The 22,826-nt window shown below is 34.5% G+C and carries 19 protein-coding genes and 1 pseudogene; 9 read left to right on the top strand and 11 right to left on the bottom strand.

Features of this window, described 5'->3' with window-relative positions; all coding sequences use genetic code 11:
* Positions 1 to 2,586: 2,586 nt before the first annotated feature.
* The gene (gene sbcD, locus F6K40_RS22600; protein WP_293139351.1) at positions 2,587 to 3,858 is read left to right on the top strand and encodes an exonuclease subunit SbcD; all 1,272 of its coding nucleotides are present in this window, start codon (positions 2,587 to 2,589) and stop codon (positions 3,856 to 3,858) included.
* Positions 3,859 to 5,249: 1,391 nt separating this feature from the next.
* Here sbcD and F6K40_RS22595 read toward each other — a convergent pair.
* Positions 5,250 to 5,990 carry a winged helix-turn-helix domain-containing protein gene (locus F6K40_RS22595; RefSeq protein WP_293139350.1) on the bottom strand — a complete coding sequence of 247 codons (741 nt, stop codon included), beginning with the start codon at positions 5,988 to 5,990 and terminating at the stop codon, positions 5,250 to 5,252.
* A gap of 258 nt (positions 5,991 to 6,248) precedes the next feature.
* Entirely contained in the window at positions 6,249 to 6,416 is a 168-nt protein-coding gene (locus F6K40_RS22590; RefSeq protein ID WP_293139349.1) for a hypothetical protein, read from the bottom strand.
* Between the two features lie 503 nt (positions 6,417 to 6,919).
* On the opposite strand from F6K40_RS22590, the gene F6K40_RS22585 reads away from it, so the two are divergent.
* From F6K40_RS22585 to F6K40_RS22575, 3 genes are all read left to right on the top strand, one after another.
* Complete coding sequence (locus F6K40_RS22585; RefSeq protein ID WP_293139348.1) at positions 6,920 to 7,660, top strand: creatininase family protein; 741 nt, start codon at positions 6,920 to 6,922, stop codon at positions 7,658 to 7,660.
* 910 nt (positions 7,661 to 8,570) lie between these two features.
* Positions 8,571 to 9,149, top strand: coding sequence for a COP23 domain-containing protein (locus tag F6K40_RS22580; RefSeq protein WP_293139347.1), 579 nt, complete (start codon positions 8,571 to 8,573; stop codon positions 9,147 to 9,149).
* A 452-nt stretch (positions 9,150 to 9,601) separates the two neighbouring features.
* A complete protein-coding gene (locus F6K40_RS22575) occupies positions 9,602 to 9,946 on the top strand; it encodes a hypothetical protein (RefSeq protein ID WP_293139346.1) in 345 nt (114 codons plus the stop codon).
* A 105-nt stretch (positions 9,947 to 10,051) separates the two neighbouring features.
* Here F6K40_RS22575 and F6K40_RS22570 read toward each other — a convergent pair whose 3' ends face one another.
* Positions 10,052 to 10,873 carry a S1 family peptidase gene (locus F6K40_RS22570; RefSeq protein ID WP_293139345.1) on the bottom strand — a complete coding sequence of 274 codons (822 nt, stop codon included), beginning with the start codon at positions 10,871 to 10,873 and terminating at the stop codon, positions 10,052 to 10,054.
* Between the two features lie 634 nt (positions 10,874 to 11,507).
* On the opposite strand from F6K40_RS22570, the gene F6K40_RS22565 reads away from it, so the two are divergent.
* Together F6K40_RS22565 and F6K40_RS22560 are read left to right on the top strand one after the other, a co-directional pair.
* Positions 11,508 to 11,717: a hypothetical protein gene (locus F6K40_RS22565; RefSeq protein WP_293139344.1), complete on the top strand. Its 210-nt coding sequence runs from the start codon at positions 11,508 to 11,510 to the stop codon at positions 11,715 to 11,717.
* A 510-nt stretch (positions 11,718 to 12,227) separates the two neighbouring features.
* The gene (locus tag F6K40_RS22560; protein WP_293139343.1) at positions 12,228 to 12,767 is read left to right on the top strand and encodes an alpha/beta hydrolase; all 540 of its coding nucleotides are present in this window, start codon (positions 12,228 to 12,230) and stop codon (positions 12,765 to 12,767) included.
* A 459-nt stretch (positions 12,768 to 13,226) separates the two neighbouring features.
* Here the strand turns inward: F6K40_RS22560 and sipA are convergent, their stop codons facing one another.
* Entirely contained in the window at positions 13,227 to 13,496 is a 270-nt protein-coding gene (sipA, locus tag F6K40_RS22555; protein ID WP_293139342.1) for a regulatory protein SipA, read from the bottom strand.
* A 103-nt stretch (positions 13,497 to 13,599) separates the two neighbouring features.
* Complete coding sequence (locus F6K40_RS22550) at positions 13,600 to 13,731, bottom strand: hypothetical protein (protein WP_293139341.1); 132 nt, start codon at positions 13,729 to 13,731, stop codon at positions 13,600 to 13,602.
* A gap of 465 nt (positions 13,732 to 14,196) precedes the next feature.
* Here F6K40_RS22550 and rbfA point away from each other — a divergent pair, with 465 nt between their 5' ends.
* From rbfA to F6K40_RS22535, 3 genes are all read left to right on the top strand, one after another.
* Entirely contained in the window at positions 14,197 to 14,589 is a 393-nt protein-coding gene (gene rbfA / locus F6K40_RS22545; RefSeq protein WP_293139355.1) for a 30S ribosome-binding factor RbfA, read from the top strand.
* A gap of 384 nt (positions 14,590 to 14,973) precedes the next feature.
* The gene (locus F6K40_RS22540; protein ID WP_293139340.1) at positions 14,974 to 16,596 is read left to right on the top strand and encodes a glycoside hydrolase family 3 N-terminal domain-containing protein; all 1,623 of its coding nucleotides are present in this window, start codon (positions 14,974 to 14,976) and stop codon (positions 16,594 to 16,596) included.
* 299 nt (positions 16,597 to 16,895) lie between these two features.
* Entirely contained in the window at positions 16,896 to 17,120 is a 225-nt protein-coding gene (locus tag F6K40_RS22535) for a DUF4327 family protein (RefSeq protein ID WP_293139339.1), read from the top strand.
* Positions 17,121 to 17,303: 183 nt separating this feature from the next.
* Here F6K40_RS22535 and F6K40_RS22530 read toward each other — a convergent pair whose 3' ends face one another.
* From F6K40_RS22530 to ltrA, 6 genes and pseudogenes are all read right to left on the bottom strand, one after another.
* Entirely contained in the window at positions 17,304 to 17,675 is a 372-nt protein-coding gene (locus F6K40_RS22530) for a hypothetical protein (protein WP_293139338.1), read from the bottom strand.
* 230 nt (positions 17,676 to 17,905) lie between these two features.
* A complete protein-coding gene (locus F6K40_RS22525; RefSeq protein WP_293139337.1) occupies positions 17,906 to 18,769 on the bottom strand; it encodes a hypothetical protein in 864 nt (287 codons plus the stop codon).
* A gap of 39 nt (positions 18,770 to 18,808) precedes the next feature.
* A complete protein-coding gene (locus tag F6K40_RS22520) occupies positions 18,809 to 19,153 on the bottom strand; it encodes a hypothetical protein (RefSeq protein ID WP_293139336.1) in 345 nt (114 codons plus the stop codon).
* Positions 19,154 to 19,580: 427 nt separating this feature from the next.
* A complete protein-coding gene (locus F6K40_RS22515; protein ID WP_293139335.1) occupies positions 19,581 to 19,937 on the bottom strand; it encodes a hypothetical protein in 357 nt (118 codons plus the stop codon).
* Between the two features lie 392 nt (positions 19,938 to 20,329).
* Positions 20,330 to 20,773 (bottom strand): annotated as a pseudogene (locus F6K40_RS22510) (phosphoribosyltransferase); the annotation flags it as partial.
* 84 nt (positions 20,774 to 20,857) lie between these two features.
* On the bottom strand, positions 20,858 to 22,726 hold the full coding sequence (gene ltrA, locus F6K40_RS22505; protein ID WP_293139334.1) for a group II intron reverse transcriptase/maturase: 1,869 nt from the start codon (positions 22,724 to 22,726) through the stop codon (positions 20,858 to 20,860).
* Between the last annotated feature and the right edge of the window lie 100 nt (positions 22,727 to 22,826).

Genomic DNA, 22,826 nt, shown 5'->3' with positions numbered 1-22,826 from the left:
ATTGACTCATGCATACAATTTTTATTTATTATCCCCTTAAAAGGGGGAGGCTTTAAACCAAAATTTTTCGGTAAAAGTCTATTAGTTAACCTTAATAGTCTATCGAACTACATTGTCTATTTTTATTGCTGAGAGCTGACTGCTAATAAGTAGTTGTGCCAAATTAATTGTATATTTTAATAATTATTGCTCTGCTGATTAAATCTAAAAGCATTGACATTAATCATGGTTTGAGCTTTTTCAACTCTTGAAAAAGTACAGAGGTTTTCCTTACTTGCATAGCTGCATAATTTGAGGATGAAAGGGTTGACTATTGGCTGAAAAATCGGCGTTGGTAAATCAAGAGATGAAACTTTAAGAATAATCTGTTTCTGATACCTCTAAATATGTGACCAAAGTAAGTGATGGGTAAGACCCCTAGTAGAAAATCATCTTACCAATTACCAACGCCGAAAAATCACTCATTAAATTCTTCCTCCAGTCTCCAGTCTCCTAACTCCTACCCTTCAATTTTTGGATACTATCAAAACAAATTTGTCAATGGTTATAATTGCCTAAGCACCGACACCTGTTCAAAATTAGTTTTTTTGAGATTTATTCAACCGTAGAAATGGTATAAATTTTTGCACCCTATATTGACGAAAAATAGAAGGTTGTAGCTTTTTCTAGGGAAAAATTCTTATTTTTAAATACAACATTGGCACAATAAACTATGTATCAATATGATACCAAATACCTGAAATAACGCAAGTACGTGAAATATTTTGTAACAATTAGCCAAAATCAGAGATTTTTTGATAAGTATAAAAAATAATAATAGTTGATAATATTTTTTTTACTTATACTTTCGCGTTCTTGCGGGAAACTGTTTTTTGATTTTGGTCAGAGAAGCAGGCGATCGCAACTTCTGGATTTTAAATAGGAAATCAAAAGAGGGAAATACAATGAACATTGGTTTCATGATAATGCAGCCAAGATTAATACAAGATGCTATAAACTGGCGTAAATCTGTATTGCCTAAAATTTAGAACTCTGTATTTCAATTAGTCCTGAAAAATTATATATAGTAATATCAAATAATTCGTGAAAAAAGACTCTAGAGTTTTGGCTTCCACATCCTATTTTTTCTTGGTTTTGAAGACTAAACCCTTAAGACAAAATACTAAAATATATTTAGGATTTTTATATAGTAATTCCCCAAAAGCATGAAGTACAAAATTCTATATTTTAGGAAACACTTAACTGGTAGTAGGCAATAAGAATGGAAATAAAAATAGGTGTACTTCTAACTCGTAAGAAAGGCTATATAGAACCTTTAAAGGTATCTCTAAAAACTTAGGTAATACAGAACTGTAAACATTTTCATTTTCTTAAGCTCCCGAAAAAATCGGCGCGTCAAAAGATTTCCGGCAGCATCTTCGCAATTTTTGTGATATTATAAATGTTAGATGTCGTTACTCGCCTATACACATGATTTTTTATTCAACTCACTTTGCTGATCAAGAGACTTTTCAATATTCATAAACTTGTCACAGGTGCAATACTAGAAATATTTTCATCTTGTGAAGCTCCCAGAAATCAGACTCTTTCCCTCCATCCGTACTTAGTCGAAACTACCAACATTTTCATTGTCTGAAGCTCCTGAAAAAAATCGGCGCGTCGAAAGATTTTCGGTAGCATCTTCGCAATTTTTGTGATATCATAAGTGTTAGATGGGGTTACTCGCCTATGCACATGATTTTTTATTCAACTCAATATTCACGAAGTTGTCACAGGTGCAATACCAGAAATATTTTCATCTTATGAAGCTCCCAGAAATCAGACTCTTTCCCTCCATCCGTACTTAGTGGAAACTACCAACATTTTCATTGTCTGAAGCTCCCGAAAAAAATCGGCGCGTCGAAAGATTTTCGGTAGCATCTTCGCAATTTTTGTGATATTCTAAGTGTTAGATGGTGTTACTTGCCTATGCACATGATTTTTTATTCAACTCAATATTCACGAAGTTGTCACAGGTGGAATACCAGAAATATTTTCATCTTATGAAGCTCCCAGAAATCAGACTCTTTCCCTCCATCCCTACTTAGTGGAAACTAAAAACATTTTCATTTCCTGAAGCTCCCAAAAAAATCGGCGCGTCAAAAGATTTCTGCCAGCATCTTCGCAATTTTTGTGATATCATAAATGTTATATGGGGTTGCTCGCCTATGCACATGATTTTTTATTCAACTCAATATTCACGAAGTTGTCACAGGTGCAATACCAGAAATATTTTCATCTTATGAAGCTCCCAGAAATCAGACTCTTTCCCTCCATCCCTACTTAGTCGAAACTAACAACATTTTCATTGTCTGAAGCTCCCGAAAAAATCGGCGTGTCAAAAGATTTCCAGCAGCATCTTCGCAATTTTTGTGATATCATAAGTGTTATATGGGGTTGCTCGCCTATGTACATGATTTTTTATTCAACTCACTTTGCTGATTCAGAGACTTTTCAATATTCGCGAATCCGTGTAAAAAATCCATCTCGTACCTTCCTTATTTCCCGAATTACTACCTCCTACTCCCTACTTCCTAAAAAAACAAAATGATTAAAATTCTCCATCTTTCCGACATACATATTGGCAGTGGTTTTTCCCATGGTCGGATTAATCCAGAAACAGGTCTAAACACTCGCCTCGAAGACTTTATTTATAGTCTAAAACTTTGTATAGATCGAGCAATTTCTGAACCAGTTGATTTAGTTTTATTCGGTGGAGATGCTTTTCCAGATGCTACTCCCGCACCATACATAAAACAAGCTTTTTCTAGTGAACTACGCCGTTTAGTAGATGCTCAAATTCCCACAGTATTATTAGTAGGAAATCACGACCAACATTCCCAAGGTCAAGGGGGGGCAAGTTTAGGTATTTATCGGACTTTAGGAGTACCTGGAGTTGTGGTAGGCGATCGCTTAGAAACTCATAAAATTCAAACTCAAAATGGTGTTATTCAAATTATTACTTTGCCTTGGTTAACTGCTTCTAATTTAATGACAAAATCAGAGACAGAAGGTAAATCTATGAGTCAAGTAAATGAGTCATTAATTGAAAAATTGCGGTTAGTATTAGAAGCAGAAATTCGGAAATTAAACCCAGAAATTCCCACCGTACTTTTAGGTCATTTAATGGCAGATAGGGCAAGTTTAGGAGCAGAACGTTTTCTAGCAGTTGGTAAAGGTTTTAATATTCCCGTTTCTCTATTAAACCGCCCTTGTTTTGATTATGTTGCTTTAGGTCACGTTCACAAACATCAAAATTTGAATAAGTCTAATAACCCACCAATTATTTATCCAGGAAGTATTGAAAGAGTTGACTTTAGCGAGGAGAAGGAAGAGAAGGGTTTTGTTTTGATTGAACTAGAAAAAGGTGCAGCAAAATGGAAATTTTATTCTTTACCCGTCCGAAATTTTCTGACTATTAAAGTTAATGTTTCAAAAGTAGAAAATCCACAGAGTGAGTTATTGAAAGCTATTAGTAAATATCAGATAGAAAATGCAGTAGTGCGGTTAATTTATCAGTTACGTTCCGAACAGTTAGACTTGATTGATAATGGCGTTTTACATCAAGCTTTAAGTGAGGCACATACCTATACTATTCAGCCAGAATTAGTCAGTCAGTTAGCAAGACCCCGTTTACCAGAATTATCAACAGGTAATAGTATCGATCCTTTAGAAGCTTTAAAAACTTATTTAGAAAACCGGGAAGATATTCAAGATATTCAAAAGGAAATGTTAGAAGCTGCTGCTAAGTTACTAGCAGGTAAAGCAGATTTATCAGAATTTTCTTCTGATGGTCAGTTAAGTTTATTTAGTAAATAGTCAGCCGCTTTGGGGAATTCAAAATTCAAAATTCAAAATTTAAAATTCAAAGTTTAGTAGTTAGAAAAAATTATCAAATCATCTTCTAAATACAAAATTTTCACTCATTCAATAACTAACTGACGTTGAAGTTAAAACTTAAAAGTTCAAAGTTCAAAATTCAAAATTCAAAGTTTAGTAGTTAGAAAAAATTATCAAATCATCTTCTAAATACAAAATTTTCAGTCATTCAATAACTAACTGACCTTGAAGTTAAAACTTAAAAGTTCAAAGTTCAAAGTTCAAGTTTAGTAGTTAGAAAAAATCATCAAATCATCTTCTAGCTACAAAATTTTCACTCATTCAATAACTAACTGACCTTGAAGTTAAAAGTAAACAGTTAAAAGTTAAAAATTCAAGTTTAGTAGTTAGAAAAAATCATCAAATCATCTTCTAGCTACAAAATTTTCAGTCATTCAATAACTAACTTAAGTTGAAGTTAAAAGTTAAAAATTCAAGTTTAGTAGTTAGAAAAAATCATCAAATCATCTTCTAGCTACAAAATTTTCAGTCATTCAATAACTAACTTAAGTTGAAGTTAAAAGTTAAAAATTCAAGTTTAAGTAGGTAGGTGAAAAAATTTACAAGTACGTCCGAAGCGACTTACACTCGGGGAAGGAAGCAATCTCAAGGGTTTCAAGTGCTTTAACATTTCGTTAAATAGTGAGGTTTATTCGCGCCTACCTACTTAGTAGTTAGAAAAAATTATCAAATCATCTTCATCGCTACAAAATTTTCAGTCATTCAATAACTAACTGACCTTGAAGTTAAAAGTTAAATGTTAAAGTTCAGTAGTTAGAAAAAATCATCAAATCATCTTCATCGCTACAAAATTTTCAGTTATTCAATAACTAACTGACCTTGAAGTTAAAAGTTAAAAGTTAAAAGTTAAAAATTCAAGTTTAGTAGTTAGAAAAAATCATCAAATCATCTTCTAGCTACAAAATTTTCAGTCATTCAATAACTAAATGACCTTGAAGTTAAAACTCAAAAGTTAAAAGTTAAAAATTCAAGTTTAGTAGTTAGAAAAAATCATCAAATCATCTTCTAACTACAAAATTTTCAGTCATTCAACAACTGACAGTGGTACAAGTAGTGATATCCTCAAAAAAGTCAAGTAGTCAAGAGAACGCTATTTCTTTAAAACTAAGAATTTAATACAAATTCACTTTAAAGATGTCACAAATAGTTTCAAACTTTAAATGTCAAATAATTGCCTGAAACTGTCGTGAGTGTCAAAGTTTTTAGGCTATCAAATCTGGCATTCTGAATTCTAAATTCTAAATTCAGTGAAACGGTATAAGTTGCTTTCTATTCCCTATTCCCTATTCCCAGTTCCCTATTCCCTACCTCTAACCAAATCTATATCCAAAACCTCTAACAGTAATCACATACTCTGGTTTACTAGGATTTAACTCTAGTTTCTCCCGTAACCAACGAATATGAACATCAACAGTTTTACTATCCCCAATAAAATCTGGTCCCCAAACTTGCTCTAACAATTGTTCGCGAGACCAAACCCTGCGTGGATAACTCATAAATAGTTCAAGTAAGCGAAATTGTTTAGGGGAAAGTTTCACCTCTTGACCTCTGACCATGACTCGGCACTCTTCGGGATAAACTATTATATCTTGATACTGAAGCATAAGTGCTTGAGATAGTTGACTATTACGTTGGCGACGCATCATAGCTTGGCAACGAGCCATAAATTCCCGCATCCCGAAAGGTTTAGTTACATAATCATCAGCTCCAGCTTCCAAGTAAAAAGCGCAATTATTAGCACTACCTCTTGCTCCTAAAATCATTATTGGTATTAAATTACCTTGATGTCTTAATATCCGGCATAAATCTAAACCATTAACAGAGTCAAGAATTAGTAAATGGAAAGATTGTTCACTTTTAACTGATAAAGAATTCTCAAGAGTAGGAATAACACTACGCCCATCTTGAGCAATAACTACTTCACAACCTTGTTCTTCTAGAGCTAGAGCTAACATATCCCGAAACAACTCTTCAGTCTCTAATAATAAAATCTTACTATTTGTTCTGAGGGCAGACCTAGAAAGACTTTCACTTAGATCTGGGGAAAACATAAAATATTGCTTTTGATGAGTTTGATGGTGAACTATTAATGTTGCCTTAGAAAGTAATTAGGCGATCGCTAATTTTGTAGCTAATTAACTCAACTAAAGAAGCAGTCAGTAATCAGCATCAGCAGATTTTTTTTGAGACGCCCTCTTTTGCGGAGCATTCCGTCTGGAAAAGAGATTTCAACTCTGACTCAACCATCTGGCGCGTTGGTGGCCAGGGATTTTAACAAAAGCTGATAGCTGATAGCTAATAGCTGATAGCTAGTTAATTTTTAACCATCCAACTGCCAAAAGCACTGGGTTTTTCTCCCATTGATACAACGCATTTTGACTATGAAACATTACTAGAGCAACCGTAGCACTAGCGGAATTTGTCCTATAGTCTAGTTTTTTGTCGTTTCTAGGAAGAGGTGTTAGTTTAGTAAGCATTGCCCACTTTTATCTTGTATTGTTGTGCTGAATACAAAACTTAGATGCCCTTATACTATGACTAATAGGTTAAAAAAGCGTTAAGTTCAGGTTATCAAAAGGTTAAATCTGAAAATGTCATACCAATTTACATAAATTATTACTGCAAACTGTTCATACCAAAAACCATAGATTAAAAAAGCAATTAGCAATCAGCACTCAGCAGTCAGCAGTAAACGTTTAGAAGGGGACTCTTACCCCTCCTAAACCATCCTGCTTATAGAAAGGATTTAAACCCAGTAGGGGCGAATGGCCATTCCCCCTACAAGCTGTTAACGCAGTTACGACCCAGGAGGCTAGCGTATGGGCTAAAAGCTAATAGGTAGTTAATCCATAATTTTTAATTGTTGTCTCAATATTGAGGAATTGTAGAGTGTACTAAAACGTTTAATCCTGATTTCATCTCATATTAAATTTCATACTGATAATTAAAATTAAAAGTATAAACTAATCAAAATATAAGTATGTTACTACATTTAAGTACCTGGTCTGAAGTCGAAGCTTATCTAAATCAATCTCAAGGTATTATTTTGCCAATAGGTTCTACCGAACAGCATGGACCTACAGGATTGATTGGTACAGATGCTATTTGTGCAGAAGTCATCTCAAAGGGAGTAGGAGAAACAGTACAAGCATTAGTAGGACCGACAATTAATGTAGGGATGGCCTTACATCATACAGGTTTCCCAGGTACAATCAGTCTACGACCCACGACAATGATTCAGATGATTCGTGACTATATAGTTTGTTTAACTAAAGCAGGATTTACCAAATTTTTCTTTATTAATGGTCACGGAGGAAATATCGCCACTCTGAAAGCTGCATTCTCAGAAACTTATGCTCACTTAGCAGATTTAAAAATTATCAATGCAGAGCAAGTTAAGTGCAAAGTCGGAAATTGGTTTATGTGTAGCTCAGTTTACAAATTAGCCAAAGATTTGTATGGTAAAGAGGAAGGCTCTCATGCTACACCTAGTGAGGTAGCTTTAACCCAGTATATTTACCCAGAAGCAATTAAACAAGCCCCACTGTCAGAAGATGTAGCTAGTGGATATCCAATATATAGTGCTGCTGATTTTCGTTACCGATATCCTGATGGTCGCATGGGTTCTAACCCTGCATTAGCTACACCAGAACATGGTAAGCAGTTTTATGACTTAGCAGTAAACGAACTAAGTAATTCTTACTTGGAATTTATTAATTAAAGAGAATTTAGAATTTAGAATTTAAAATTTAGAGGTTAAATTCTTGTTGTGACTAAACTGAATAGTTTGAGAATGTTCTAAAAGTAATGGCGACTTCTATACAAAAGCTTTCCTCCCCTTTCCCTCCTCCCCCCTTTCAAAGCTATGCTTTATAAACATCTTTACTTAACATAAAACTTGACAACATAGACAAGTTATGCTTAAGTCTTGAATTGGCTTTTTCAGGAGAAAAGAGTATTGAAAAATACTCTTTTTTATCAATGTAGACAGGATTCTTCTTCCCCATCCTCCCCATCCTCCCGATCCTCTCCACAAGGGTTTCAGGAGTTCCTTATAAGGGATAGCGCATCATCGGGGGGCAAGGGGGGATAGTTGTGGGGTTGGGGGGTTAGGTTTTTTGATATTTGATATCTGATTAAAGTATAACAGTCGAAGCAAAGGTTAAGACATTCAGAAATTATGAAACCCTTTAATTTAATAGTCTCGTCTCCTGTTCCCTGTTCCCTGTTCCCTGTTCCCTGTTCCCTGTTCCCTGTTCCCTGTTCCCTAGCGCATAGCGCTATACATTTAATTTATATAATTTTTCAGCTACAACCTTTATCTAGATTTATTTAACTTAGAAACTTAGATATTAAAGGTTGTAAAAACAGAAAAATGAGTTAATATAGTATTCAGAAATCTCTAAATTATTCCAAGCAAAAACGACACATAAAAACAGTAAACCAGTAGACAAATACCTAATATATATTACTTTTTTATCACTTTCAGATAACTTATTGTCTGAAAGTATTGTTTTGAAATATTACTTTATTCTTACTGACAACTATCAGTAATTCCTCTACTGTAAAAGTATGGAGAAGAAACAAATAACTTCTCTCCCAAAGCAGATATTAAGTCAGAGGTCAAGATTGTGAATAACCAATTAAAAATTTCCTTAGCAGGCATTTTAGCAACCGTTGGTCTCTGGGGTTTTCTACCTCAATCAGAAGCTAAAGCAGGACAATTTGAAACTACTGACAAAGTAGTTTTCACCTGTGTTTCAATTAACGCTGCAGAAAATCAATATGCAACTGTTCCTCAAATAGTTCGTGAAACACGGGATACAAGTGAACCTGGACTTTTAGGTGGATATCCCCTAGTGAAACGAGAAGTTATTCAAGTTTCCTCTAAACCAATGATTGTCTGGACTGCAACTCTTTCTTCCGATCATCCCAAAGGTGCTTATACTCCTGACCGTCGTTGTCAAGCAGTTAGCACTCGTCTAACTAACCTTGCTTACGCCCTAGGGATGGAAACTTTCGCAGACATCAGTCAAATTGGTGTTGTAAACCATGAGCAAGTGGTTTATGTTTCCCCAGATGAAGAGCCTAATTTTGATAATGTAGTCTTCACTTTAAAGCCAGGAAATCGTGATAAGTCAGAAGAAATTCTAACTCAATTTAAGGATTTCGGACAAGGTACTGCTAGTGATGAGCCTATTATCGAATAAGTTATTTTAACAGAAATGTTGAGGGAATAACTCAGGAAATAAATATTTCCCTCTTCACTTCTTTTGATTAACTTATAACTATTAACTATTAGGTTCTCCAGTTAAACTATATTTTATTCTATTATCTTACTCAAGTATTATCTAACACTATCCCTAATTTAAACTAAAATTCTCTCCGAAATTTATGAATATGGAGAATAATTAATCAAGATTTGTTGTAGATAATGCACATATTATTGCCTCGGACACTAATAACTTAGTTTGCTCTAAGTTTGTGTCTGTTTTAACCACTTGATAAATAAATTTATAACCCAATTACCTCAACTGTAAAAATTATTTTCAAACTCAAGGCAGAGTGCAAAAATATTGTTAATTGACGGTATAATTAAAAAAACGCTAAAGCGTTAATGTTTGTCTTTAAAGTTTTTCAATTAATTGTCAAGAGGAAAGCCATGAAAATTACAACTACTCCAGCTTTATTTACTGCAACAATCGCAATGTTTGTCAATGTTAGCTTAACTGCTAATCCCGCAAAAGCTCAAGAAAAACCAGCAACTAATAATATTGGTTCCTCAGAACAATTATTGAGCAACAAAGCTAATAGTTTGTTAAGTGATAAAAGTGTGAACTTAACTCAAGAATCTACAGCTAGAGGTAGACGTGGGTTGTCTCAAAATGAACTGGATGAGGTGACAAACAATATTAACCTACAAATGCAGAACAATAGAGATCCTAGATGGAAAAGAGAGAAAGTATGGTTTGAAGAAAAGTGGGATTCTTTTTCGACAGACTTTTAGCTAGTCTTAAATAAGCAGTCAGCACTCAGCCATCAGTAGGATTTTGAATTTTGAATTTAAAATGTATAATTTAGAACTAAAGGTAAATTTACCAATTCTAAATTCTTAATTCTTAATTCTAGAAACTGGAATTCCCCAACTTAAAGGTTCCATTTTTTTAAATTGCTCTATAGATGGTTGAGAACCATCTATAAAACGAAATGCTCCAATTCCAGCAATGGGATATTTTGATCGTCCGTTAATGCCAATTAATTGACCTTTACTATTCAATATCGGTCCACCACTCATGCCACTTTTAATATCATTAGTATAACCTAATTGATATCCTTGGCTGAGGGTGCGACTGGTTAACATTTCTACAGAACCTACAGTTAACTGAAAAGCTCGACTACCCCAAGCACGGGTACTACTCATTTGTGAAGAGTTTGCTTGGTGCCAGTTAGGAAAACCTGCGGCAAAAACAGTTTCTCCTACTAAGGGTTGATTAGTTTTTGGTATTTCTACTACTTGATAGGAGCGATCGCTAGTAAATTTCAATAATGCTACATCCAAGTTACCTATTTGAGGAGTAGAAATTAAGGTAGCTTGATGAGTTCTCCCATCTCCACTCATAACTGGGTAAAGTTTGTTGGAGTTATTGTCAATTACATGATGATTTGTGACAAGAGTGTAGGTATTACCTTCTCGTTTAATAATTACTCCAGAACCTGCACTATTATCTGTAAAAATTCTCACAGTAACTTTTTGGGCAATATTGGATACTAATGATGGAAACTGTTGTGAATCTACTGGACTAGGTTTTGTATAATAAGCAGAATTTTCTACTGTAGTTTGGGAGTAAGCGTTAGGTATAAATGTGGTTAGACAAAACAGTGAAGCTCCTAAAATTTTACTACTTAAATTCAAGATTGATTTATTTCGTTTCATATTCTTAAGGTTTTTCAAAAAAAAGAGATTTAAAAAAAAGACAAAAATTACCCCGACACCACTCAATCTATTTCAATAAATTTGAAAGTGTGGTGACTATTTCGATGTTACTTAGTGATAGAAATCGCGTCTAATTGTTTCAATACATGAATTCTTGCCAGTAGTTGAATTAACTACTTAAATCAGAATAGGTATATATATTTATTAGACATCTCCAGAAAATAAGGAATAGGGAACAGGGAACACTTAACCCACCCCTAATCCCTCCCAGGAGGGGAATAATTGATAACTTACGGATAAAAATTGATTTGATTTTTGATTTTAGGAATAGCTGGAAAGAAGAGACTTGAGACTTTATTTCTTTGTCACAAATAATTTAGTTACTTAGCTATAGCTAAAATCTGAATTTTTCAGCCGAAATGACTATTAGGAACTGAGTTGGTATTTTACAGTATAGCGGTCACAAAAACACATTATCAGAATAAAAATTTGTCAAATTTTTCTGTAGGGTTTTTCATCTGGCCTTTGGCCATAATTAAGCTTTCAGGTTTTTGAGTAAATTTGAGTAAGTTTGGTTGAGCATTTCTTGTAGAATCAATTTGACAGCTATTTAGGGCTTGCTGAAAAAAGCAAAGTGTGGGAAGTGTGGGAAGACAGGAAAAGTAGGAGAAATAATTTTTTCTTGATTTTTCTGCCTCGCCCTGCCCCAAAGCCCTCATTTTATGCAGCTCTTTTCACCGAAAAACTGATACTTTTTCACGACTTAAAGTGGCTAAAACCTTTATATGTAAATGCTTTGATATTTAATCAGCAAGGCATATTTAAAAAGAGAAGTGGGAGATAGGATATTTTTCAACCTTTTGCCTGTATGGCCTCTCCCTAACTCCTGACTCCTATCAAAAATTTAATATGAGTAAAGATACCGACATTGGTAAAATAAGGTATAAAATTCCAATCAGAGTAAGATTTATATTAAGGAAAAAACTGTTTTAACTACTGACTACTGACTACCTACTGACCACTAGAAATCATACAATCATTCACCAACGCCAAGATACTAAATAGGTTCCAGATCATAAGTGGAAAATATTAACTTTTGAGCGATCAGTGATGTGTAATATCTGAATAAATAACAATTACTAGAAAAGATTCTCATATATAATTAAGCAGAAGCGATCACTTAAACTTTTGCGACAATCATATTTTCTCTTGAGTATGAATGATTGTGGTAAAGTACACCAACTTAAAAAACCTATAGTCAATATAAATGTTTCAGTTATCTAATCAAAAATGTCAAATAGATTGACAAGTAAACTAGAAATGTGTATTGATAAAATTTAATTCAATATTAACTATGCAATTATCAAATCTGCTCTCCCGTAGTCCATTAATTATTGTGGGTGCTATAGCTGGAGTAATGCTTTCCCATCAAAGCGCGATCGCCACCAACAAAATCGTCATCAATTTATTTGGGCCAATAAAAGCCTCAGTCAAAGTTAAGGATCTACGACTATTTGCAGAAACAGGTAAAACTACCAAAACAATTTCTCAAGCTTTAGGCATATCAAAAGTTAACCCTAATACAGTTCGTGGATTAATGACATTAGAAGTGGGAGCTAATGTCACAAACCTAGCTAGAGTGCTTTATAGTAACCTAGGCCAAAATGTTACCAAAGGCATCACCGAAGTAGTTCAAACTAGATACAACTATGAAAGTGACAAAGCCTTACGTTCTGCGATTATCTTAGCAGCAGCAGATGATAACCGAATATCAGTCCTAGAAATTCTCGAAAAATATCCCACCGAAGAAATGCACATTGATGTAGGTAAGATTAACGAAATCGTAGGAAAAGTTAAAGAAACTATCGGTAATTTAGGAGAACTACTCAATTGAGTTATTCCCGACGGTGCGCAACTGCGACACCGCGGGATTCGCAAATTTCACGATTTAGGTTTCTGTTGCCTCTTTGAGAATAGCTTCTACTTTCATGTTGCGCAGCGAAACATAGCACCATCTTTCCTACAAAATGCAACACAAACAGAGATTTACTTTTTTCTAGTCTTATATGTCTATCCACAGCACATTACTAATCTAGCAACTCCTCGTCACCGCTAGTTGGGTAGCCCAAACAAATATATATAATAGAATATAATAGAATTTATATCTCTATGATTGTGATTATTATAGTTACTAAATCTATAGAAAAATATTCCTAGACAAGTGTTTTAATTAAGTGTTACCTTAACGGGGTGAACTACAACACCCTCTATCCCATTGCTAAAAGCGTTTGGGACTGCTTTTCGTAGGCGACTAATATTATGATAAATTTAGGATTCTCAAGGTCGAGTTATCCTAATTACTATCTTCATTATTAGTATTATGTGGCTCGACAGTTCCCAAATCAACTTCCACAGTTTCTATATATTGACTTTCTATAAGAAATGCTCCTTTCTCAAAACGCACACTCCAATAATTTCCTGGTTTGCAACTTAAAATAGTTCCTACTTCACCCAAACGCACGACATTAGGAGGACGTAGTATTGGCATTGATTCAGCAGTCTTGATATATGGTGGTTGAACTACTAATTTCACTTTCTGGCCAATAGAAAATTCTTTTTCCATTCATTTATTCATTATAATATTTGCTTTTTTATTTCTTATCATAAAGTTGGTCGAAAACCCACCATGTCGCTCAAGGCAATCAGCAATCAAAAGTTTTATATAATCAACTTGGACTATCTCCAACCAGATCGAGTAAATCAATCAACGATGCTAGATGGTGTGAATTATTTTCTATTCTTGCTCTTAAAGCCGAGAAGACTGGACAAAAAGCGATAGCTATGATAGTAATTACCATGCCTTAATGTTATACTCTAGTGGACTGTTTCATCTTAAATATTGGAATAGAAAAGTATCTTGAGATTGCTTTCCTAAGGTCATGCTCCCCAAACACTGTCGTTTGCTATCGCAAAGCGGAGCGAAACGCAATGACAAATAATCATGCAGTGTTTTAATTGAAACAGTCCACTAGGTTGCACTTCAATTGTTAAGTAATTAATACAGGTAGAATAATCTTTTTGATAACTATCACGCCAGAAGCGTGTTAATTATTCTTAAGTTTACTACTCCCTTACTTCCCTACTCCCCTACTCCCCTACTCCTCTACTCCCCCACTCCCCCACTCCCCCACTCCCCCACTCCCCAACTCACCCACTGAAGAATAGAAGTATGTCACTCAAGTTCAAAGTCAAAAGCTGCCATAATTCTAACGAAGGTATTAGAATCATATATGGTGAGTATAAAATTATAGGGGGTAATGATCGTGGCTACAGGTCGTCGCATTTCCCGGGTTGCTTCATTAATTAAGCAGGAAATCAGCCAGATGTTGCTCCAAGGTATCAAAGATAACCGCATAGGTATTGGTATGGTCAGCGTCACAGATGTAGATGTTTCTGGAGACTTACAACACGCTAAAATATTCGTAAGTATCTATGGGTCTGACCAAGTAAGGGCGGAAACCATGGCAGGTTTAAGGTCTGCCACTGGCTATGTCCGTAGTGAGTTGGGCCATAGAATACGTCTACGTCGAACTCCAGAAGTTATCTTTATCGAAGACCGTTCTCTAGAACGTGGGACAGAAATTATATCACTCTTAAACAAGCTATCCCTTGAACGACAAGAACAGGAAACAGAAGATATTGCCCATCAAGACTAACCACAAATCTAATCAAAGCGCTTAAGTCGCGAACATGGTTAGTCCAGCCTACTTAGCAGTAAGTAAACGTTATTTTGGTCATAATACGTCTTCAATAATTAATAGTTAATAATTAATAATTAAAGAGTTATCTCATTATTAATTATTCATTATTAATTATTCATTATTCATAAAGCCAAAATAACTGGGCGAGGGCAACTTTACGCATTTTGTGCAGGATGGACGCAAAAATGTCCAAAATTTTGCCTAATCTTATGTTTTGAGGTTTATTAATATACCTCAAAAACATCTTAATTTTATTTCTTTAGGAAATAGAGACAATTACTCGTTTTTAGCCCATTTTTTCTAAGAGTAACTAATTCCTAAACTCTTCATTACTAAACTATGAATTTAGCAGAAAAAGTCGCTCAGATGGTTGTAGTCAGATCATCTGGCCTTTTATTTGACGATCAAATTCTATATCCAGACTGGGAACCTCCTAATAGCAAGCTTCAATATTGGGTACAAGACTTGGGGATTGGAGGAGTAATTTTTGTGGGTGGAAGTGCTGTAGACTTGGCAACTCGTATCCAACAACTTCAGTCTTGGGCCAAAATTCCTTTGCTGTTTGCTGCTGATATTGAGGAAGGAGTTGGACAAAGGTTTGCTGGGGCAACTTGGTTTCCTCCTCCAATGGCGATCGCTGCTATTGCTCAAACTAATTTGAAAAAAGCCCAAGGGTATGCTGAGACTATGGGTGCTATTACAGCTCAAGAAGCTGTAGCTATCGGTTTAAATTGGATTTTGGCCCCTGTGGTAGATGTGAATAATAATCCTGATAATCCAGTGATTAATATTCGGGCTTTTGGAGAAACGACGGAATTAGTTGGTCAATTGGCAAGGGCTTTTATTCGAGGCGCTCAACAATATCCAGTATTGACTACTGCTAAACATTTTCCTGGTCATGGGGATACGGCAGTTGATTCTCATTTTGATTTACCAGTTATACCTCACTCGGAAAGTAGATTGGCAGAAGTTGAGTTGCCTCCTTTTGTTGAGGCGATCGCTGCTGGAGTAGATTCTGTGATGAGTGCCCATTTGTTGATTCCAACTTGGGATAAGGAACTACCAGCGACTTTATCTCAGAAAATTATCACAGGTAAGTTACGCCAAAAGTTTGGTTTTGAGGGATTAGTTGTGACTGATGCTTTGGTAATGGGGGCGATCGCTAATCGTTATGGTTTGGCCGAAGCGTCTGTTTTAGCTGTGGAAGCTGGTACAGATATTTTACTTATGCCTCTAGATCCAGAGGTGACAATTAATGCTGTTTGCGATGCGGTGACTCAAGGCCGCATTTCTGAATCGCGAATTGATGAGTCTTTACAAAGAATTTGGCAAGCTAAAACAAAAGTCTATCCTACTTGGCAACCCGGAAATGAAAAAATACCAGATTATTTCTCAGTTCCTACATACAATTTAGTTGAAAAGTTAGCTCAATCCCAGGCACAAGAAACTGTAGCTCAAATTTTGCAAGACTCTATTCAAGTAGGAGGAGGTTATCTTGCTCCCAATGCAGACAACCAAGATTTACGAAATTTAGTATTTGTCCAAGATATACTCAATAGTTCTTTTTTAGGTAATCATACTCCAGCAATAACTATTCCCAAAAAATTTGGTTATCAACCACAGCTAATTGAGAATAATTCAGAAGCTATCCAAGGTCTTACCCCTCATCGTTTGACTTTGCTCCAACTATTTATTCGCGGTAATCCTTTTGGGAAAATTGCTAGTCTAACACAAGCATCAGAGGATTTGATTAAGAGATTATTAAGAAGTGGCAAACTCCAAGGTCTAATAATATACGGTAGTCAGTATACGTTGAAACAGTTTTCACCAAAACTGTTATCAGAGATACCTTACATCTTTTGTTATGGACAAATGCCCAAAGCCCAAGCTATTGCTTTGGAGCTTTTCTTTAAAGATTTAGAAGTATCTCTACTAACTAAAATATCACAAAACTTTACCTAATTTTTGACAAAATCAAACCAAAGTGATATAGGGAAGACGATTATTTTAGGTAAGAATACCAGATAAATCTTAAATTAGCTAGATGATGGCTACAAATTTATAAGTATATATATGCAATTTGGAATAACACTATAGCTAATATGTTCGTCTGATGACTTTTAGAATACTTATCAAAATAAGATAACAAATTGTAACTATATATACTGAAAAATTTAACGTTCATAATTAGCAATTTTGCCTTATATTATTAATAGCGCCGTAACGCAGAAAATTACTCAAGCTAGGCCAAGAGGGTGACCATGACTTACACCACAGTTCAATATTCATTAGACATTATCAGGGACGAAGCACTGGAACTTGTACAGAGAGGAGTTCTCAGTCGTCAACAGCCTATTTATACTCTTTGCCAGTACATTCCTGCTAGAGAATGGTCCTGTGTAGAGGTTGAATTAGAAGAATGTAACTTTCTACTCAGGGACCGAATAGGTGACCTAATAGGTAGTGAAAAATGGGACAACGACTAAATAAAAGCCTAACTCAGTTAAATTCTTGAATAAGACTTTTAGCTGGGTTAGGCACTATAATTTATCGTACTGTTCAAGAACTTTTTAATAGCCGAATAGAGACATAAAACGTATCTGTATCGGAGTCTTGTTATATGTAAAAGATTTTTTCTTTGCAGAAAAAATCTTAAAATAGACTTAGTTCTAGGAGTCTGACTCCTGAGATTGTTGTAAATCAGCCCTTAGATTAGCTATTTCTTTAGTTAGTTCTAACAAATCTCTTTGTATATCTGATTGTACAAAACCTGAAGCAGGAGTAGAGACAGTGGTACTATCAGTATTGACCTGACTATTTTGTTGATTCAAAACTGTATCAACAAAGTTCCGAGCTTCCCGCTCAGTTATTTCTCCTCTTTCAACCCACTCCTCAGTTAGTTGATTAAAATCAGAATTTAATTTATTCAAATTTTCATCCCGCTTACTAGAGTCTTGCAAAGTCTCCATAAAAAAGGAAGTTGCACCTAGGGTGACACGAAATCCTTTTTGTACTATTTGGTTCAGATTATCAGGATTCATAAGTATAAGTTAACTCAATATCAAATGGCAATTTCTCTCTGATTACAGAAGAGAAACAGACTTTATTGGTAATATAACGCGGATACAAGCCAGTGAAAAGTTATTTGAGAATTATTTAGCTAGAAAATCTACTTTCTCGCTAAATATAGATTTTTTTATCTGAATAACTAGAAAGTTAAAAGCTAATTGATTTTTGAGTTATATCCAATTGACGATTATTATCTGCTTGATTATGATGTTTTAATAATAATCTCTTCTACACCCAAATTGATTAACTTCTTTTCAAGTTGCGAAACAACATTGTTTAAATTGCAATAAAGTAATAAATATTCATTTTCTGTCAATCTGTATATTTGTGAATATTTCACAGCAAATGATAATACATCTTTTGGTAGATCATCAAATTCAAACAGCTTTTGCTGGATTAATTTCCCACCAAAAGCAGGTAAATAATTTTGTAATTTAATCCATGAATTATGAAAAATATACTTGCTATTAAAAGTAGGTAAAAAACTGTATATTTCTGGAAGTTGATTGACTGATTTTCTTACATCAGTATGGTTTAAAATATAATTGTTTTCTGGTTTAGTTAAATCTGAGACAAAAGCTTCAGCATTTCCTAAATAATTTTCAGGTATATCAATATTTCTATATCTTAGATTACAAGGAAAAATAAATCGTTTAATAGGAACAACTGATAAAAATTCAAATAAAGCGTCGTTTGTGCTATATGCAGTTTCTTCGTTAGATAGATTTTGATTTTTACCCTTGATTAAATCTAAATTTTCTTTGGTTAAGATACATTCAAGATAACTCCAATTCTTCTTATTTTTAAAAAAAACCTTCAAGATAAAAATAATCAAAGATGTTGAACTTAAAAGTTTATTTTTCCATGATAATTTTTTAAAACTTGCAGCCATAAAATCATCTATTTTCTTAAAATCAATTGTAAATAATGGTTCAGATTTAGCAACATATTCTGGATCTTCGTATGCTTGAGAAAAATATTCTAATAATTTAAAATATGTTCCGCCATCTGCTATGAAATGATTGATTAGTAGAGTTATGCCATAATAATTTTGATCATGATTCAAAATCACATATACTAATGGAGTATCTTTATTAATAGCATCTTAAGAATTTTTCGGAATATTGAATTCATTTTTTACATAAGTTTTTGCCTCTAATAAATTATCGATATCTATTTCCTGTTCGTTTAGATGAATTTCAATAAAACCAACACCAGATTTTTGTGGATTACATACAACTTTTAATGGGGAAAACAATTTCTTTACCAGTCTCCCTCCAAAAATTGGCACACTATCTACTATTTGTTGAATTGCTATTTTTAATCTATGAGAATCTATTCGATGTTTATACCAATTTATTATACCATAATATGGCGCAATTCCCATATTACTATCAAATCTTGAAAGTTGATACTCACAATGCACATTACCATTTGTTATTAATTCCATTTTTTGCCTGCCTGAGTTAATGTTATTACTAATATCATATATATAATATTCTATTGAAGAATCAATAGCTATGTATAGTTGATTAGCTATAAAGTTAGGAAAGAGGGAAAAAAGAACAGAAGTCTCTTTTAATCAGAAGTTTGATTCAAGGGAAAATAACTACTTGTACACCACTACTCTTTAGTAATTATTATATATATCTCCATATATCTATATCTATCAGAAAGACTTGAGGGACTTTCTGTGGAAAGTCCCTCAAAAAAAATTAATAAAATACTTATATCATGTCTGGATAAGTGCCTGATGAAAAAACCTATCTTCCAACTTCAAAAGCAAATCTTTACTGTACTATCTCAATCATAAGTATTCAAGCGGACATAATATTATTTATTTACTAGAAATTTATGTTATCTAAAGTTGAACATTTTCAGCTTACTTGCTCTAAATATTGATTAATATCATCATAAATTCTAGTAAGTTCAGCTTCCGTAGTTATCCGAATCCGCTCATCTCGTAAAGTAATCAAAACTTTCGCGGCAAAAGGGTTAGGCCAAATGTTAGGATTGCAGAAGATTTCTAAAAAGACATCTCCTATATACTGATATTCTGTAGGTTTTTGTGGAGTTGGTTTACCAGAACTACCTGCAGCAGTTTTGGCAGCAGCAGATTTTAATTGCTGCATTAATTCAGCTATTGCACTTTGTAAATTTCTTGCAGCTTCAGTAGTAAAATCAAAAGATATAGACCCTTCTACCAAATTCAAAGTTAGTTTAGAAGTAGACATAATAAATCGAATAATTGAAGAAAGTTGTAAGTTATAGGTTAATAGTTTAATTGAATGGGGATTTAAGTCTGCTCAAGTTTCGATACTTTACAGCTCCTAGGGTTAATAACTCAGTTAATCTGAGATAGTGAGAAAAATTCCTTTTTACAAATACAACACTGCCTAATACCCAAGAAAGTATGTATACAAGCTGTTATCTTAGCAATTCACGAGTGTATCACACAAACTAAACTCAAGTTACTACTTGCTTGAGGTAAAAAAACTAAACACTTTCCATTTTTGACTAAATTTAGTCTGAACATGATAATGTATAAATTAAGTTAATTTCGGTATTTTTTTAACTTAGCACACAAAACTTTTCTCCTAAGTCTATTTCCCTATAAATTAACTATTTAATTAAACTTAATTTGACTACCAGTTTTGACAAAAGTAAAATCAGCAGGATTCATTTGTTCATATATCTCAAATGGTTGATGAATCCAGGGATTATCAAGTAAATAATCAACATAATAATCAGGCTCAAATATGGAGCAAGCTTTATACCACAAAACAGCCGTTTTTATTTCTTTAATTTCTTGATTATAATTATTCTGAAGCCAATTAATGGATTTTTTAATACTAATTCCCGAATCTACTAGGTCATCAACTAACAAAATATGACTACCTAAACTATCTGTAGTCATAGTCAAATTCTTTCCAATTTTAATATTACCTCGCTCCTGATCTTTAATACCATCATAGGAAGAAGTCGCAAGAATTGCCAAGGGTTTACTAAAAATGCGAGAGAGAATATCTCCCACTCGTACTCCTCCCCTAGCTAAACAGATAATTTGATTGAGTTAAACTAAGCCAGTTTGTTACCAAACCGACTCGTCTTCAGAACCGGACGTGAGACTTTCACCTCATCAACGGCTCCTCTCTTAAACGCCCCTTGTCATGGGCACATCCTGCTTCAGAGTTAACATATCGTCAATCCATATATAATTGTCAGGTAAATCCTGGGGTTTAAATTTTGGATATGTCTTTTTGTCTTTCACAGTTTTCGTGTCGTGGCAATGTCGGTGCAACAATTGTTTATTTTTAAGTGTGTTGTCACCACCTTTAGACTTTGGTTTTATATGGTCGATTTCCATAAGGTCGGTTGGCCTAAAGGTTAGTCCACAAAATGCGCATTTGTTCTTTTGACGTTTTAATAGCGTCGTGACTTCTTTCCTTACGCCTGGATACTTGCCGATTCTGTTGCTCCAATAAGTCCAGTCGCCGTCTAATGGGGATTTATTACCTTTAACCTTGATGTGTCTTATGATGGGAACATCATCGTGTCGGTTTAGTATGTACTCGCCATCATTAAGTAGCCAATTCCTGGTCTTACTAACTTTGGGGAAATACTTTTCCTTAACCCATTTAGCCGACTTATTTGGGTGCCTTCTACTTGCCCATCTCCATAGTCTTTTCCATAAAAGCATATCCATTCTATTGAATACCTTTTTACTGACTACAGTTGAGAAGTAGTTAGCCCATCCCTTTATTACCGGATTTAATTTGGCTAATAAAGCCCTAACAGGGGCAGTTTTGTGGGAATCACATATATCCCCCAACTTCCGATAATGAGTTTTAATACTCTTGGAGGATGGTTTAATCAGCGTCTTGAATCCTTGTTTGGTTGACTTAACCTTCCATTGCCTAATGTTAAAACCGAGGAAGTCAAATCCAGGTTTATTTCCCTGATATTCCTCTAAGGTGTGGGCAATTCTGGTTTTTTCTGGTTTTAGTTCTAATCCTACCTGGTCTAACCATTCCTGTATTACGGCTTTTGCTTGCAACACTACTTTGATGTCTTCATGTAGGATTACAAAGTCGTCGGCATAGCGTATTAGGTTGAGACTATTTATTTTATTTTGCCAACTTTTTTGGTTGCCTTTTTTATCCTTGAGGTCTATAGTTTTGGCAAACTCATTCAGTCTCTCCTCCATACCGTGTAGGGCGATGTTTGCTAGTAAGGGTGATATTACCCCTCCCTGTGGTGTTCCTTCCACAGTGTTTGAGAATTGTTTATTGTCAAATACCCCAGACTTTAACCATTGTTTGATTAATCGCCTGTAAGGTGATTGACTTACTTTCCTCAGCAATACATCATGGTTAATTCGATCAAAACATTTTGATATATCAGCATCTAAGACAAATTTAGACTTTAATTTGATACTGTCAAAGATGGCTCCAATAGCATCATGTGTTGACCGTCCTGGTCTAAAACCATAACTATTAGGTTCAAAACGTGCCTCCCATTCTGGTTCCATACCTAACTTAACCAGAGCTTGTAATGCACGGTCGTACATTGTGGGGATTCCAAGAGGTCTCTTTTCATCCCTCCCTGGTTTAGGTACCCAGACTCTACGGGTAGGGCTTGCTTTGAGGTATCGCGTGTTTAGTAAACCAACCAAGTTAAATCTCTGCATAGGAGGTAGATTTTTAATACCATCTACACCAGCAGTTTTCTTACCCTGGTTATCTTGAGTCACGCGCCTAACAGCTAGCAACCTAGCGTAATAACTTTTGGTCAGAAGTCTTTGGTATTTACGCATCTTGCGGATTTCGCCACGGCTGGATGCTCTGTAAATTAACTTTTGCAACTTAAACACATTCTTCTCAACCCGTCTCCAGTTAATATCTTTCCATTTGAGATTTGGATTAATACAAACCGGATCTGGTATATCGTCTGTATCCCATGCCACGCTTAAAAACGGTTTAGGATTTCCTAAACGTCTTTTTAGTGTTTTAGCTTTATTCATTGCTTGCTCATTACCTTACATTACGTCTAACAGTGGGTACGTCAGCAATGAATAATGAATAATGAACAATGAATAATTATTAGAGTTTAGGGAAAACTAA

It is taken from the genome of Okeania sp. SIO3I5 (assembly GCF_010672085.1).
Classification (GTDB): Bacteria; Cyanobacteriota; Cyanobacteriia; order Cyanobacteriales; family Microcoleaceae; genus Trichodesmium.
This window is presented reverse-complemented; position numbering and strand designations above follow the sequence as displayed.

Coding starts and splice junctions, on each gene's coding strand:
- F6K40_RS22520 (WP_293139336.1), bottom strand. CDS start 19,153: ATGGAATTAATAACAAATGGTAATGTGCATTGTGAGTATCAACTTTCA.
- ltrA (WP_293139334.1), bottom strand. CDS start 22,726: ATGAATAAAGCTAAAACACTAAAAAGACGTTTAGGAAATCCTAAACCG.
- F6K40_RS22530 (WP_293139338.1), bottom strand. CDS start 17,675: ATGAATCCTGATAATCTGAACCAAATAGTACAAAAAGGATTTCGTGTC.
- F6K40_RS22575 (WP_293139346.1), top strand. CDS start 9,602: ATGAAAATTACAACTACTCCAGCTTTATTTACTGCAACAATCGCAATG.
- F6K40_RS22550 (WP_293139341.1), bottom strand. CDS start 13,731: ATGGTAATTACTATCATAGCTATCGCTTTTTGTCCAGTCTTCTCGGCT.
- F6K40_RS22515 (WP_293139335.1), bottom strand. CDS start 19,937: ATGTCTACTTCTAAACTAACTTTGAATTTGGTAGAAGGGTCTATATCT.
- F6K40_RS22590 (WP_293139349.1), bottom strand. CDS start 6,416: ATGCTTACTAAACTAACACCTCTTCCTAGAAACGACAAAAAACTAGAC.
- sipA (WP_293139342.1), bottom strand. CDS start 13,496: ATGGAAAAAGAATTTTCTATTGGCCAGAAAGTGAAATTAGTAGTTCAA.
- F6K40_RS22560 (WP_293139343.1), top strand. CDS start 12,228: ATGCAATTATCAAATCTGCTCTCCCGTAGTCCATTAATTATTGTGGGT.
- F6K40_RS22595 (WP_293139350.1), bottom strand. CDS start 5,990: ATGTTTTCCCCAGATCTAAGTGAAAGTCTTTCTAGGTCTGCCCTCAGA.
- sbcD (WP_293139351.1), top strand. CDS start 2,587: ATGATTAAAATTCTCCATCTTTCCGACATACATATTGGCAGTGGTTTT.
- F6K40_RS22585 (WP_293139348.1), top strand. CDS start 6,920: ATGTTACTACATTTAAGTACCTGGTCTGAAGTCGAAGCTTATCTAAAT.
- F6K40_RS22570 (WP_293139345.1), bottom strand. CDS start 10,873: ATGAAACGAAATAAATCAATCTTGAATTTAAGTAGTAAAATTTTAGGA.
- F6K40_RS22535 (WP_293139339.1), top strand. CDS start 16,896: ATGACTTACACCACAGTTCAATATTCATTAGACATTATCAGGGACGAA.
- F6K40_RS22540 (WP_293139340.1), top strand. CDS start 14,974: ATGAATTTAGCAGAAAAAGTCGCTCAGATGGTTGTAGTCAGATCATCT.